This window comes from Cyanothece sp. BG0011 (assembly GCF_003013815.1).
Lineage (GTDB): Bacteria > Cyanobacteriota > Cyanobacteriia > Cyanobacteriales > Microcystaceae > Crocosphaera.
This window is the reverse complement of record NZ_PRLH01000049.1, coordinates 24,552-38,966: the sequence shown is the minus strand read 5'-3', so window position 1 is coordinate 38,966 and position 14,415 is coordinate 24,552. Positions and strand designations below refer to the sequence as shown.

General features: G+C 35.0%; 14 protein-coding genes. 2 read left to right on the top strand and 12 right to left on the bottom strand.

The genetic code is table 11. The features are described from left to right. The 12 genes from C4E06_RS06920 to C4E06_RS06865 form a co-directional block, all read right to left on the bottom strand. Positions 1-1,185 (bottom strand): aspartate aminotransferase, encoded by a 1,185-nt coding sequence (locus tag C4E06_RS06920; protein ID WP_107667398.1) that lies wholly within the window; start codon positions 1,183-1,185, stop codon positions 1-3. 338 nt (positions 1,186-1,523) lie between these two features. After that, positions 1,524-1,859: a XisI protein gene (locus tag C4E06_RS06915; RefSeq protein WP_107667397.1), complete on the bottom strand. Its 336-nt coding sequence runs from the start codon at positions 1,857-1,859 to the stop codon at positions 1,524-1,526. Further along, positions 1,847-2,032: an element excision factor XisH family protein gene (locus tag C4E06_RS06910; RefSeq protein ID WP_198648381.1), complete on the bottom strand. Its 186-nt coding sequence runs from the start codon at positions 2,030-2,032 to the stop codon at positions 1,847-1,849. Before C4E06_RS06910 ends, C4E06_RS06915 begins: the two co-directional genes overlap by 13 nt. A gap of 21 nt (positions 2,033-2,053) precedes the next feature. Further along, positions 2,054-2,500, bottom strand: coding sequence for a response regulator (locus C4E06_RS06905; protein ID WP_107667395.1), 447 nt, complete (start codon positions 2,498-2,500; stop codon positions 2,054-2,056). Beyond that, positions 2,472-4,754, bottom strand: a complete 2,283-nt coding sequence (locus tag C4E06_RS06900; RefSeq protein WP_107667394.1) for an ATP-binding protein — start codon at positions 4,752-4,754, stop codon at positions 2,472-2,474. Before C4E06_RS06900 ends, C4E06_RS06905 begins: the two co-directional genes overlap by 29 nt. 301 nt (positions 4,755-5,055) lie before the next feature. After that, a complete protein-coding gene (locus tag C4E06_RS06895) occupies positions 5,056-5,799 on the bottom strand; it encodes a Uma2 family endonuclease (RefSeq protein WP_107667393.1) in 744 nt (247 codons plus the stop codon). A gap of 11 nt (positions 5,800-5,810) precedes the next feature. Beyond that, positions 5,811-6,308, bottom strand: a complete 498-nt coding sequence (locus C4E06_RS06890; RefSeq protein ID WP_107667392.1) for a gluconokinase — start codon at positions 6,306-6,308, stop codon at positions 5,811-5,813. A gap of 16 nt (positions 6,309-6,324) precedes the next feature. Continuing rightward, positions 6,325-7,227: a hypothetical protein gene (locus C4E06_RS06885; RefSeq protein WP_107667391.1), complete on the bottom strand. Its 903-nt coding sequence runs from the start codon at positions 7,225-7,227 to the stop codon at positions 6,325-6,327. A gap of 85 nt (positions 7,228-7,312) precedes the next feature. Next, entirely contained in the window at positions 7,313-7,888 is a 576-nt protein-coding gene (gene yqeK, locus C4E06_RS06880) for a bis(5'-nucleosyl)-tetraphosphatase (symmetrical) YqeK (protein WP_107667390.1), read from the bottom strand. 108 nt (positions 7,889-7,996) lie between these two features. Further along, entirely contained in the window at positions 7,997-8,386 is a 390-nt protein-coding gene (locus tag C4E06_RS06875) for a DUF1351 domain-containing protein (RefSeq protein ID WP_107667389.1), read from the bottom strand. A gap of 193 nt (positions 8,387-8,579) precedes the next feature. Then, the gene (locus tag C4E06_RS06870) at positions 8,580-9,092 is read right to left on the bottom strand and encodes an adenylate kinase (protein ID WP_107667388.1); all 513 of its coding nucleotides are present in this window, start codon (positions 9,090-9,092) and stop codon (positions 8,580-8,582) included. Between the two features lie 3 nt (positions 9,093-9,095). Then, positions 9,096-10,304, bottom strand: coding sequence for a bifunctional sterol desaturase/short chain dehydrogenase (locus C4E06_RS06865; protein ID WP_107667387.1), 1,209 nt, complete (start codon positions 10,302-10,304; stop codon positions 9,096-9,098). A gap of 469 nt (positions 10,305-10,773) precedes the next feature. Here C4E06_RS06865 and C4E06_RS06860 point away from each other — a divergent pair, with 469 nt between their 5' ends. Continuing rightward, complete coding sequence (locus tag C4E06_RS06860) at positions 10,774-13,296, top strand: glycogen/starch/alpha-glucan phosphorylase (protein ID WP_107667411.1); 2,523 nt, start codon at positions 10,774-10,776, stop codon at positions 13,294-13,296. A gap of 74 nt (positions 13,297-13,370) precedes the next feature. Further along, positions 13,371-14,366: an L-lactate dehydrogenase gene (locus tag C4E06_RS06855; RefSeq protein WP_107667386.1), complete on the top strand. Its 996-nt coding sequence runs from the start codon at positions 13,371-13,373 to the stop codon at positions 14,364-14,366. Positions 14,367-14,415: the final 49 nt, after the last annotated feature.

Below are 14,415 nucleotides of genomic sequence, written 5' to 3'. Positions count from 1 at the left end.
TTATTGATAGCAAATTCCTGCTTGTTTAAGACGGTTTAAGGCTTCTCCTAAGCGATCGCAATCCGCAATTAAACTAATTCTTACATACCCTTCTCCCCCTTCTCCAAAGGCATTTCCTGGGGTAAAAACAATCCCTGTTTTTTGCAACACATCAAGGGCAAAATCGGTGGAATTGGTATTAGTTGGACATTTAACCCAAAGATACATAGTTGCTTGAGAGGGTTTAATCTTCCAACCTAATTCTCCTAACCCTTTGATGAGAAAATCTCGTCTTGTTTGATACCTTTGTTGAACTTTTGTAATATAAGTATCGGGTAAGTTTAAAGCGGTTTCTGCTGCTGCTTGGACAGCCGAAAAAATACCATAATCTAGATTGGTTTTTAAGGTTCTTAACCCTTGAATGATTTCTGCATTTCCTACTACAAAACCTACACGCCAACCGGCCATATTATAGGTTTTAGACAGGGTATGAAATTCTACACCGATATTTTTACCTCCAGGAATTTCTAATAAGCTAGTGGGTTGATAGCCATCAAAGGCTAATTCGGCATAACATAGATCATGAACTAACATGATTTCGTAATGGTTTGCCCATTTAATTATTTCTTCAAAAAAGGCTCTTGGTGCAGTGGCGGTGGTGGGATTATTGGGATAATTAAAGTATAAAATTTTGGCGGCTTTCGCAACATTTTCGGGGATAGAATTGAGATCAATTAACCAGTCTTTTTCTTCTGATAAAATAAGGGGATAAAGATTAGCCCCGGCAATTAAAGGACCCCTAAAATGTGCCGGATAAGAGGGACTGGGAACTAAAACCACATCCCCCGGATTGATGTAAGCTAAGGCTAAATGGCCTAACCCTTCTTTTGAACCAATTAAAGGTAAAGCTTCGCTACTGGGATCTAAATCCACTCGATAACAGCGATGATACCATGCGGTAATGGCTTGACGAAAACTGGCGGTTCCTTCAAAGGGCGGATAACCGTGGGTTTGAGGCTTTTGTAAGGCGGCGATCGCTCCTTCTATGACGGGTTGCGGTGCCATTCCGTCAGGGTTCCCCATGCCTAAGTCTATCAAATCTAATCCCTGTTGTCTCGCCTTGGCTTTGAGTTCATCTAATCTAGCGAAAACGTAGGGAGGTAAAGCTTTTAAGCGATCGGCGCGACGCATCCAACTCAAACTCATAGTCACGGGGGTTTTACAAATTGTAAGTAAACTTCCATTTTAGCAAAGTTTACAAACGGCTGCAAATTTTGCTAATTAATAACTACGAAGATAAATAATATAATATTATGTTCATAGGGTTCATAAATTCGTTCTAGGTAATTTAGGCACTTAATAGATAATAGTTGTAAATCTTCTATTCATTATTGATTAATTCCGTTAAAAAATGATGCCGAAATCTGATTGTATCAAAACAATACATGACATCCTTTCAAAGTGAAGTTACAAGCGCACACCTTTTCCATCTTCCTTATAATATCATGTCAAGTCAAGAAAAGCAAGGGTTTAAAACATAATTTTTACCCGATCGCATAATCAGTTAGTTTACGCAAAGTAGGAGGATGAAAACCAATAACAATATCTTTTGCAGAAACTCCTAATTTAACTAAATCTTCAGCAATATCTTGTTCTGTCATATTCCATTGAATCCAAATTTTATCTGCTTTTAAATCAATATGGATGAGACAATAATGTACATATTTTTGTCCTTCCCATCCAAAAGTAACGACTTGATAATGTTCTCTTTCTTCATCAAAAATTGTCTGAATTTCTAAATTATTAGAATCTGATTTATAATGAGTATATTCTAAGAAAATATTTTTCACCAATTGACGATATTTAGTTAATTTATCCATGATATAATAACCTCCTGATCAGGATCAAAAATAATAATTTTTAATTGATTTTCTTTGATCATTAACTGAGTAAATTCTAAGGATAAAAAAGTATCATAAGTAAAACTAGGAACAGCTAAAAAAGATATGAGTAAAGCTTTTTTGACTGCTTGATGTACTAAGTCTCTGGCCAATTTTAACCTGATTCTTTCTTACTAACTATCGGGTAAAGTAACGGTATCTAACCAAAATGATTCAATTCCTTTGACTAATTTAAACAAGTCTTTTAAATTACGAGATTTAGTAATATAACAGTTAACATAAAGATCATAACTTTCTTTAATATCCTCATCATTACTCGATGTTGTTAACACAATAACCGGAATTCGTTTAAGATTAGGATCGCTTTTAATTTCTGCTAAGACTTCCCTCCCATCCTTGCGAGGTAAATTCAAATCAAGAATAATTAAATTAGGTCGGGGAGACTCATTAAACTCCCCTTCCTTTCGCAAGTAGGCCATTGCATCCATTCCATTCCTAACGATCATTAATTGATGGGGAACGGTACTGGTTTTTAGCACTTCTTGAACCAGACGAATATCTGCCTTAGAATCTTCTACTAAGAGGATAATTTTATCTTGTTGACCCTCTCTTGCGATCACGTTGTTGACCTCCTACTGGTATGGTGAAATAGAATGTTGCACCTTGACCTACTTCTGACTCTACCCAAATTTTACCGCGATGACACTCCATTATTTTCTTACAAATGGCCAAACCCATACCGGTACCTGGATATTCGTCACGGGTGTGTAACCGTTGGAAGATAATAAAGATGCGATCGCTAAACCTGGGATCGATCCCCATCCCGTTATCTTGGACCGAGAATAACCATTCATCTTCTAACCGTTGCGCTTTGATATGAATTTCTGGGGTATCTTCACCACGGAATTTGATCGCATTGGAAATCAAATTTAGGAACAATTGTATTAATTGGGTGCCATCGGCCATGACGGTGGGTAGAGGATCATGGGTAATGATAGCATTACTATCTGCAATGCGTCCCCGAAGATTAGCGATCGCTTTTTCTAGTGCGGTTTCGGATTCGGTGAGTTGAAACTCGATATCCCGCATATCCACCTTAGAATAGGCTAACACATCATCTATCAGGGTTTGCATCAAGCTGACCCCTTCTACGGCAAAATTGATGAATTCTTTGGCATCTTCATCTAGTGCCTCATCGTAACGCATTTCCAACAGTTGCACATAGTTAGAAACTTGGTTCAAGGGTTCTTGTAAGTCATGGGATGCTACGTAAGCAAATTTCTTTAATTCTGCGTTAGAAAGTTCCAAATCATGGGCTAATTGGGCTAATTCGTCGGCTTGTCGTAGAATAATGTTAACAATCGCTTCTTTTAACCCTAATGCTGCTTTAATTTCTACGGGTTTCCAGGATAAAGAAGTTAAACGAACAGTTTCTTTCCACAATTCAAAGGATTTTCGGGGACATAGCTTCAAATTTCCCTCAATATTCTCCATTTCGTAAGCTTTTGACGGATCTCCGCCCCAATTAACCGTTTGGATCACTTCAGGACGGAACCATAGGATATAGTTACGTTGGGAAATTTTAACCGCTAACAACCCACTGGCCACGTCTTTAAAGTTTCGTGCATCTGCATATAAATTAGGTAAAGAAGGGGTAGAAAACACTTCTTCATTAATTTCTTTCTTTAACCATTGTAGTAAATATTTAACGTCATCTTCCTTCGGAGTTTTTCCGATTAAAGAATAGTCATCTCCCACACAAACAGCAACCCCTTGGGAACTGGTTAAGTCTAGCAGATTTTGATTACTTTTAAATAACCCTTCAATAAAGTTATCTGCTTGGGTCATTGATTCAATTAAACCCCCTTGAATACCCGTTAATTTCATGCGGTAATCATAGTCTTTGGTTTCCTCTTTAGCCGAAATTTCAGCAAAAACCACTTGACCTAAAAATTCGCAAGCTTTTCTTAATTCATAAGGAACATATTTCGGGGTTAAATGATGACAAGCGATCAGTCCCCATAATTTTCCGTCGTCAATTAAAGAAATAGTTAAAGATGCACCTACTCCCATATTATGAAGATATTCAAGATGACAAGGGGAGGCACTTCTGAGGATAGAGTGGGTTAAATTTAAGGCTGTATCATTAAGAGGATGCAACTTAGGAAATAAATCGACTCCAGTTGCTTTTGCATCGGGAATTAAACGGATATAGTTAGAACTAAATAGTCTTCTTGCTGGTAAAGGAATATCAGAAGCGGGATAATGCAGACCTAAATAGGGTTCTAATTGTTCTAGTTTATCCTCAGCGATGACCTCCCCGTGATCATCTTCATCAAACTGGTATAACATGACTCGATCGAATCCAGTCATCTTACGGACTTCTTTCACAATAATTTGACAAAAGTCTGTTAAATTGGCATTGCTTTGTAACTGGTTAATAGAAGCTTTAGCTAAGTGATAAAAACTTAAAAAAGGAATATTTTCTTGAGAAATGGCTGGTTCTAATTCTAAAATCAAGAATCCTTCAATATTGCGATGAAAAACCCCATCAAAAATCACATAGTTATCTCCATCAACCCTTGCCCAAAGTTTGGTAGGATTAATAAAATCTAAGTTATTACTTTCTAATCCTGTTTTTAACTGTTCAATTTGGAAACTATCAAAAATATCATCTAACGTTAAGTTAATAATTTCTTCTGGGGTAATGCCAAAAAATTGCTTTGTGTTGTTACTCGTTTGCACAATTTTGAGACTAGACTCATCAAGAACAAATAAGACTCCGTGAGGTTGAATTTTTCCCCATAAATGGATTTGTAATTCTTCTAATTTTTGCAGATTAATATCTTGACTGGTTTTAACATGACTAATCATCAAGTTTTCCTCAATTTACTGGGTTAATGAGTTAATTATTTTCAATCTAAAGCGTGTAAATTACTGATAGAAACTAGCTTGAAACGGTCTAATTACTTATGAATATAGTTTAACTAAAATCTTGTATCAGTTTACTCCAAATTAAATTTAGTATAACGCACGATTGATATTATCGAGGTGATAAACGGTTAAGAATTAAAATGAAATGTAAAGAGGAAATCTTAAGGTTTTTATTATATTTTTTTTATTAAATTAGTGTAAGAGTTGGCCCCTACGAGAATGTTGGTATTAACCCCTTTTTCTATTCTTCTGGGTTAACCCCTAATTCTCTTAATTTCTCCTGTAATTGTTCAATTTTTTGCAAAGCTAATTCTTTTTGTCGTTGTTCATATTCTTTTTGTTGTCTTTCTTGAATCAGTCTATTTTCAGCTTGACTCGCTGCTTCTTCGGGACTGGGTACTAACTCCCCTTCTGCTGTAAAGTATCGTAATTTATCTTCATATATCCCTAAATATAATTGTAACTGTTCACTCCATAACCATCCTTGATCATTGAATTCAATGGGTTGATAGTTTCCACTAATTAAAGTAAACCCTTGAAACTCTAATGTATACGGATCAAACCAAAAATAATCTGGTGTTCTAAAGATATCTTGATAAATTTGTTTCTTTTCGACCCTGTCTGTTTCTGCGGTACTATCGGATAAAACTTCTATAATTACATTAGGATATTTACCCTCTTCTTCCCAGACAACCCAACTTTTTCGGTTCGGGTTTCTAGGGGTTCCTAAAACTACAAAAAAGTCGGGTCCTCTAAAAAATTCTGATTTTTTCTGTTTAGGACTATAATAAATGGTTAAGTTTCCTGCTGCAAAATAATCTTCTCTATCTTGCCATAACCATTCCAAAGATTTCAGTAATAAGATAATTTGAGTTAGGTGTAAATAAGTTTCCAAAGGGGGTTCATCACTCCAAAATTCTCCTTGAGGAAAAATTATCTCATGGTTTTGTTCTGTTGGTTGAGATGGGTTTGAAGTGGTAATCATTAGAATAGCGTTTATGATTTCTGATTATTGTCTATTTTAGCGTAAGTTTGATTAATAATTTCTTGTACAATTTCTGCAACGGATAAATTAACATCAATAATAATAGCATTTTCGGGTTCTTCTAATGTTTCAAATTGAGAGATTAACATATTTTCTTTCATGAAATGTTCTGAACGTTGTTGTAATCTTTTTAAAAAAGTTTCGTAACTTCCTTTTAAATAGATCCAGATAATATTTGTGGTATTTTCTTCTAATAAGTCTCGGTATGATTGTTTTAACGCAGAACAAGTTATAACAGCATTGTTATGTTCATTAATTAGGGATTTTATAGCGAGTAACCAAGGTAAGCGATCGCTATCATTTAAAGGAATACCTTGACTCATTTTAGCAATATTTTCTGGAGGGTGAAAGTCATCAGCATCATAGAAAGCATAGCCTAATTCTTGACTTAATGCTTTACCAATTGTTGACTTTCCTGAACCCGATACTCCCATAATTAAATAAATCATTAGTCATCAATAGTTTTTAATATCTATATTCACCAGTTAATTTTCGTGTCACTTTCCACCAGAAACGATTCCAAGGTCTTCTATATAAATAGGAACGACTGGCTAAAGGTTTTCTGATTTTAAAATCAATGTTATTGATATTATAAACTTTTTTGAGGTCTTCTATAGTAAAGTTTATCGGAGTTTTGTCAACGGTTTCTTTAAAAATATCAATGTTATTTTGAATAACATCATTTTTCGTTTTTAGAATGGATGATTTATCCTTAACATGACGATTGAATAAAAAGGTTGCTTCTGTTGGTTCACAATGTTGAGGTTTTGTAAATTTACTATGGCCACCACTACGAAGATTAAGTAATCTAATATCATAAAAAGCCATTTGTTTTAAGGGAAAGGTTTGATGACACACCCATTGAAGATACCAGTCTGTTCGATGGGCCCCGTGATAAATAGCAGGAAACATAATGTCAGCAAAGCTTTTTGAAACAATTTGAGATTCTGCGTCGTATCCTGCGATGGGAAAAGATTTACGACGGTTTAATTCTTCATCTGTCGCATTTAAAGGAATAAAACACCATGATTTATGATCGTAAAAGGTTCCTGCAATGGGGTTATATTCTTCTAATAGTTCTTTGATTTTTTTAGGAATATCAACCCCTTCATCTGCTTGAAAAAGAACGTCATCATCGATAAAAATATAATAGTCGTAATCTTTAGGAACTTTCTCATATAATAAGCTTCTTCCTTCACTCCAAGTAACTCCCTTTTCGTGAATGAATGCGTTAGGATCGTCTGGTGTATTCCAATTAAGACGATAGAAATCACTGAACTCTGTTGTAAACATCTTTCGTTTTTCTATGGTACAAGGTTCGTTAACTATCTTTCCTTGTTCGAGAATACAAAAGCTTTTTTTTGCCATTTTTGTTGAGTGAATTAGAATAAAAATAATGTTAACCTATCCTACATTAGTCAGTCACGATAGGCAAGGGAAAAACGAAAATATTTTAACTCCTTGCTTTAACTTGATGTAATGCCCAATTACGGGTTAAAATAGCTCTAGGATGAATGGTTTTACTATTTTTTATTAGATATTGTAAGGAATATTCACAAGTTTTTTGAACACTTTTATGAAGATTTTTATAACTTATTTTACGCATTTTTTCTAATTCTGGTGTATTCCCTCTATTGGGTTCTAACGCATCAGCAATAAAGACAAGACAACTAAGATCACTCATTTCAGGATTCCCTAAAGTATGGTGACGAATCGCATTTAAAATGTCTTCATCGGTGATATTAAAAGTGTCTCTAGCTACTATTGCACTCACATCAGCGTGTAAAAGATGAGGATTTGCTAGACAAACTGGATCAATTTCATTGTATTCTTTTTTTGCCATTTCTAATAGTTTAGGAGGCGGAAAAAACTTGGCTAAGTCGTGCATTAATCCTGCTTGTGCAGCTTTTTTGGGGTCAATTTTATGGTGAATTGCTAAGTCTTCACACATTTTTTCAACCCCTAAAATGTGTTGCAAGCGATGTTCAGAAACATTCTCTTTTAACCAAGCAATAACTTTTTCTCTCATAACAATTTAAAAAATAGCACTTACCGCAGTTTTCATTGTAAGACACAAGTGGTGTCGGTTGACTGTGTATTACCTGTTATATTTAGGAACTTTTGAGTTCTGACTTCATTAAGGATTAGCTGTAAAAAATAACTTTGCTCCACTGGTAATTATAGCACCAGCAACGATAACAATTAATGCCCAAATTTGATTTTTTTGGGTTCCTTCTACATTTTGTAGTCGTTTATCGATACTCTCAACTTTCTCGGTTAAAGTTCCTTGTCCAACTTCTAAATTGTTGAGACGTTTATCAACATCTTTCTGGAATTCTTTAATTTCTTCTTTAATCTCTTTATGGTTACTATCTATTTTATCATTAACCTCTTTGTAGTTGCTATCTATTTTCTGATTGATTTCTTTAATCTCTTGTCTAATCTCTTTATGGTTGCTGTCTATCTTATCCTCAATACGTTTAAGGATTTCTGCGGTAGTATAGGTAACGGTGGAGGGGTCACTCATAGGTTGTTCACCTAATAATGTTGTTTACTATCTTAATTTTACCAGATGCAATAGAAATCAAAAATATTAGTCATTCAGAACAAGTGAAATATTTTAAACAAAACATTGCTCAAAGTGATTTAAAAATATAGTGGAATTCTCTAAATACTTCATAAAAATTATTACCGCTAGGCAAAAGTCAAAAGTTCCTTAATTAAGGGATTAATTTGTAAAAATCTTTGATGTCTTTTGTAGATTTTAGATGATACACTTTTTTACTCTTTCCTACTTCTAAAACATAGTCACGATATCTAGGGGTTAACCGTTGATGACATAACCAAAGATTGTTATAACTATTCATAGAACTTTTCCACAAAGGACTATTTTCTGGCCAACCTTTCGGGGGAACAAAAAAACCTGTAAGCAACCGTTTTGTTATCCACCAAAAATGAACAGTTAAAGGTAAATCAACATAAACCAATGTATCTGCTTTTTCCAATCGTAACCATACGGTTTCAAAAGAACCAAACCCATCAATTACCCATTCATCTTTGCTGATAATTTCCTCATGAATTTGTTTATAATCTTCATAAGAAATGGGAACCCCTCCAGGTTTATATTGAATTTTATCTAAGACATAAAGGGGTAAATTTGTCATTTCAGATAACTTTCGACTCAAGGTCGATTTACCCCCACCAGCGTTACCAAATACGGCTACTTTTTTCATGTTTTATGATGATTTTGTAAACATTTTAAAGTATAGACTCTGACAAAATTCTTTAATAGGAAAGGCAATGAAAGTAATAGGATTAATGGTAACAATAATATTACGGATGTCTGATTTTGCCCCTTTGATAATTTGTCTGGCCACCCAATCTGCTGACATGACACCAATGGGATTCAAATTACTTTTAAACGGCCCTAAAATTAGTTTTCTGACCACACAAGGAGCATCTAAACGACGCAAGGTAATTAAGTCGCCCCAAGTTCTTTTACTGAGTTCATAAAGGGGACTAATAGCGGGGTTAACTTCTGCTTCTGAAGTATTGATCCAAACTTCTTTACAGACTTTATCCTTATTGGTTTTCACCGTTTTAAAGAAATTTTCCATTAACCGCCACCCTGAAAAGGTATTCACTTCATAGGAGGCCAAAATAGCGTTTTCGTCTCTTCTCTCATGAACATTAATGCCATGATTAATAATTAAAATGTCTATTTTTGCTAATTCATCTATCAACTCTGCTTCTTTTCCAACTTGCCAAGTTAACGTTTTAATAGGTGAGTTTTCTAAAATAATTTCTTGATTTTTCGAGGTGAAAGCAACAACCTTTGCCCCATTTAAGTGTAATTCTTTTAACAAAGCTAATCCTAATGTTCCCGATGCACCAGTCACTGCAACTGTCTTTCCTTTTAATGATAAAGCGGTTCCCATAATCTTATCAACTAACATTAATGTGCCACAATAATAAGCCTTTTGGTTATCGAAATGATGTCGCCAATGATAAGGACGATTGACAAACCAAGGGTTAGGAAGTGTGGTAAAATTACCAGGGCGGTGAGTAATATCGGTTAACTCGTCGACGTAGGGAACCCCGGCACCACGAGCGATCGCACCCCCTAAAAAGGTTAAGGTATAAATTGACCCCGACCAAGCTAACCAACCAAAAGGAACGTTATAGTAATAACAGATAACCCCAGGAATCAGGCTTAAGGTGAGCATAACCAAGGCTTCTGGTACGTCATTATACCAATGGGCCTTACGATAAATTTCTTCGCTGACAGGGGTTAAGTCGGGACGAAATACCTTATGATGCCAACCATGAAGACGGTATAAGGGTTGCCAATAATGAGAAAGGACATGATAACAGTCCCGAACGATTTCCACCCAGAGAATGGTACTTAAGCTAAGGATAATAGCAACGGTGAGATTATTTACCATAAATCAGCTAATTTTTGGTTTTTATAACTAAAATAAACAATAAAAGTCCTTTCAAACTTCATTTAGTTTAACTTATCTGCAACCATTAATCACAATCAATAGAGCCACTTTTAGCATACTCTAGTGTCATCAGGGTTTTTACAGTACGTTTAAACTAGGATGAGGGATTTTAAGTTATCTCAATTTTTTTTGTAGCTAATGTTACATTTTGCCTTTAATGATCATATCCCTTTCCATCGCCACAGTTTATTAAGTTTAAATTAATTATTATTGAAAATGAGATTAAGCTTCATGGTTTAGATCAAAAGCTTTTTTAGCTAAAAATTAATTGACTATTAAGATTTTTTTAAGCAAGAAAAGAAAAATATTAAAAATATTCAAAGTTTTAAAGCGTCTCTTATAAAAGATTTTATAATTTAAAAACGAGAAAATTATTACTCTCTAAAAATAAACAGAAATGGAGGGAAATATGGTCAGGAAAAATCCCATCAAAATTGAAGACGATCGCACAGGATTAGACATACAAACTTTAAGACGAGCATTATTAGATAATCTCTTCTATATTCAAGGTAAATTTCCTGAAATTGCCACCAAAAATGACTTTTATTTAGCCTTAGCTTATACCATCCGAGATCGTCTGTTGCAACGATGGTTAAACACCCTACAAACCCAGATAAAAAAAGATGTTAAAAAAGTGGGTTACTTATCGGCCGAATTTTTAGTCGGACCTCATTTAGAAAATAATTTAATTAATTTAGGCATTGCCGAAAAAGTCACACAAGCTGTCACAGAATCAGGATTAAATATCAAAGAATTAATTGAAACTGAAGAAGAACCCGGACTAGGTAATGGCGGTTTAGGGCGTTTAGCGGCTTGTTATCTGGACTCTTTATCTACTTTAGAAGTTCCTGCTATTGGTTATGGAATACGCTATGAATTTGGTATTTTTGATCAAGAAATTCAAGACGGTTGGCAAGTAGAAATAACCGATAAATGGTTACAATATGGTAACCCTTGGGAAATTTGCCGCCCGGAAGCTTCTGTTACCGTTAATTTTGGCGGCTATACTGAACAATATGTCGATGGATATGATAACTTTCATGTGCGTTGGGTTCCTGAATATGTGGTCAAAGGAATTCCTTATGATACCCCTATTACTGGTTATAGAGTTAATACTGTCAATACCCTAAGATTATGGCGTTCAGAAGCTTGTGAATCCTTTGATTTTCAACGTTTTAATTCAGGAGATTATTACGGGGCAGTCAATGATAAAGTTAGATCAGAAAACCTAACAAAAGTCCTTTATCCTAACGATGAACCCCTTCAAGGAAAAGAATTAAGATTAAAACAACAATACTTTTTTGTGTCTTGTTCCCTTCAAGATATGATTCGTATTCATTTATTAAATAATCCAAATTTAGACAATTTTCATGAACAATGGGCAGTGCAATTAAATGATACTCACCCGGCAGTAGGTGTGGCTGAATTAATGCGTTTATTAGTGGATATTCACGAATACGAATGGGGTAAAGCTTGGAATATTGTTGAGAAAACCTTTGCTTATACCAATCATACTTTATTACCTGAAGCCTTAGAAAAATGGCCCATAGAAATCTTTGGTCATTTATTACCCCGTGTGTTAGAAATTATCTATGAAATTAACCGACGTTTCTTAGAACAAGTACGCATTAAATTTCCTAATGATGATAGTAAGATGTCTCGTCTTTCTATTATTGATGAAAGTGGGGAAAGATACGTGAGAATGGCCCATTTAGCTTGTATTGGTTCCCATCATATTAATGGGGTAGCGGAGTTACATTCTCAATTAGTTAAAGATACAATTTTGCACGACTTTTATCTTCTTTGGCCAAGAAAATTTACCAATGTTACCAATGGAGTCACCCCTCGTCGGTGGATGGTTCAAAGTAACCCCCGTTTAAGTGAATTAATTACCTCAAAAATTGGCGATGGATGGATTAAGAATTTACAACAATTAAAGCAATTAGAAACTTATGCAGAAGATAAAACATTCCGTCAACAATGGAGAGAAGCTAAACAAGCGGTTAAACAAGATTTAGCGAACTATATTCAAAAAAAAGTAGGCATTACGGTTAACCCCCAATCCCTATTTGATATCCAAGTAAAACGCATTCATGAATATAAACGGCAACATCTCAATGTCTTACACATTATTACTCTGTATAAGCAAATGAAGAGTAATCCGAATTTAGATGTACCTCCCCGTACTTTCATTTTTGGCGGTAAAGCAGCCCCTGGTTATTTGATGGCCAAACATATCATTAAATTTATTACGGCGGTAGGAGATGTGGTTAATAATGATAGAGATATCGGCGATCGCTTAAAGGTTATTTTCTTACCCGACTACAATGTTAGTTTAGGACAAAAAGTCTATCCGGCGGCTGATTTATCCGAACAAATTTCTATGGCAGGAAAAGAAGCGTCAGGAACCGGAAATATGAAATTTTCCATGAATGGGGCCTTAACTATCGGGACATTAGACGGGGCAAATATAGAAATTCGCCAAGAAGTGGGAGACGAAAATTTCTTCTTATTTGGGTTAACTACCCCAGAGGTTTTGAACTTAAAAGCCCAAGAATATGTTCCTCGCCGTTACTATCAATCGATTCCTGAATTAAAAGGGGTTTTCGACTTAATTACTTCTGGTTTCTTTTCCCACGGAGATCCCGAATTATTTAAGCCCATTGTCGATAATTTACTTTATGATGATCCCTACCTTTTATTGGCGGATTACAAATCTTATATTGACTGTCAAAATAAGATTTCTCAAGCTTATAAAGATCCAGAAAAGTGGAGTAAAATGTCGATTTTAAATGTAGCCAGGATGGGAAAATTTTCCAGCGATCGCTCCATCCAAGACTATTGTAATAACATTTGGAATGTCCAATCGGTTTCTATTAAACTTAAAGAGTACGTTCAAAAAGCAGTACAACTCAGTGTTAATAACATTTAATCAGGGTTGGTAGTCAATTTTTTGTCCATAAAAATTCTGATTGTTAAACTAATCTAAATTGAGGTACTTTTTTCGTGTTTGAAGAAATTTTTAAGCCTAACCCCGAAGCTGAAAAACCCACACCCATTCGTCCTCGAAAAGGGGTTATTATTGGCGTGGGACAAGTAGGAATGGCCTGTGCTTATTCTCTTTTAATTCAAGATTGTTTTGATGAGTTAATTCTACAAGATATTGCCACAGAAAAGGTTGAAGGGGAAATCATGGACTTATTACATGGAATGCCTTTTCTTCCTCCCACAGAATTAAAAGGAGGTACAGTAGCGGATGAGGGAAAAGATGCTGATGTTGTGATTATTACCGCCGGGGCATCCCAAAAACCAGGGGAAACTCGCTTAGACTTAGTGGATAAGAATGTGAAGATTTTTCGTCATATTTTAGACGATGTAATTAAATATTGCCCTAATTCTATTTTATTAATTGTTAGTAATCCTGTGGATATAATGACCTATGTTACTTTAAAAATCACAGGATTTCCCAGTTCACGGGTGATGGGTTCAGGAACGGTTTTAGACACAGCTAGATTTCGTTCTTTAATTGGGAAAAAACTTAATATTGATTCTCGAAGTGTTCATGCTTATATTATGGGAGAACATGGAGATAGTGAATTTCCTGTGTGGAGTATGGCTAATATTGGGGGAGCCAAAATCATTCCTGATACCTGGGAAAGTTTATCTCAAAATGACAAAGATGAATTAGATTCTCTGTTTAGTCAAGTTAAAAATGCCGCCTATGAAATTATTAGATTAAAAGGCTATACGTCTTATGCCATTGGTTTAGCTGTGACGGATATTGTTAAAGCGATTATTCGTTCTCAAGAGCGAATTTTAACCGTTAGTACCTTAATTAAAGGACTCTATGGTATCAATGATATTTGTTTAAGTATTCCCACCGTTATTAATGAACGAGGTGTCCTAAAAACTGTCAATTTATCTCTCAATGAAACCGAGAAAAATAAATTGATTCATTCGGCTAAAGTGCTGAAAGAAGTCTATGAGAAACTTGATCTCTAATCTTTAGATCAGAATTGATCAACTCTATCGTTTGTAGCATTGTTTACCC

What these genes read in the sequence shown, in the direction of transcription:
- C4E06_RS06920 (WP_107667398.1), bottom strand. Translation starts at nt 1,185, where the DNA reads ATGAGTTTGAGTTGGATGCGTCGCGCCGATCGCTTAAAAGCTTTACCT.
- C4E06_RS06915 (WP_107667397.1), bottom strand. Translation starts at nt 1,859, where the DNA reads ATGGATAAATTAACTAAATATCGTCAATTGGTGAAAAATATTTTCTTA.
- C4E06_RS06900 (WP_107667394.1), bottom strand. Translation starts at nt 4,754, where the DNA reads ATGATTAGTCATGTTAAAACCAGTCAAGATATTAATCTGCAAAAATTA.
- C4E06_RS06895 (WP_107667393.1), bottom strand. Translation starts at nt 5,799, where the DNA reads ATGATTACCACTTCAAACCCATCTCAACCAACAGAACAAAACCATGAG.
- C4E06_RS06890 (WP_107667392.1), bottom strand. Translation starts at nt 6,308, where the DNA reads ATGATTTATTTAATTATGGGAGTATCGGGTTCAGGAAAGTCAACAATT.
- C4E06_RS06885 (WP_107667391.1), bottom strand. Translation starts at nt 7,227, where the DNA reads ATGGCAAAAAAAAGCTTTTGTATTCTCGAACAAGGAAAGATAGTTAAC.
- yqeK (WP_107667390.1), bottom strand. Translation starts at nt 7,888, where the DNA reads ATGAGAGAAAAAGTTATTGCTTGGTTAAAAGAGAATGTTTCTGAACAT.
- C4E06_RS06875 (WP_107667389.1), bottom strand. Translation starts at nt 8,386, where the DNA reads ATGAGTGACCCCTCCACCGTTACCTATACTACCGCAGAAATCCTTAAA.
- C4E06_RS06870 (WP_107667388.1), bottom strand. Translation starts at nt 9,092, where the DNA reads ATGAAAAAAGTAGCCGTATTTGGTAACGCTGGTGGGGGTAAATCGACC.
- C4E06_RS06865 (WP_107667387.1), bottom strand. Translation starts at nt 10,304, where the DNA reads ATGGTAAATAATCTCACCGTTGCTATTATCCTTAGCTTAAGTACCATT.
- C4E06_RS06860 (WP_107667411.1), top strand. Translation starts at nt 10,774, where the DNA reads ATGGTCAGGAAAAATCCCATCAAAATTGAAGACGATCGCACAGGATTA.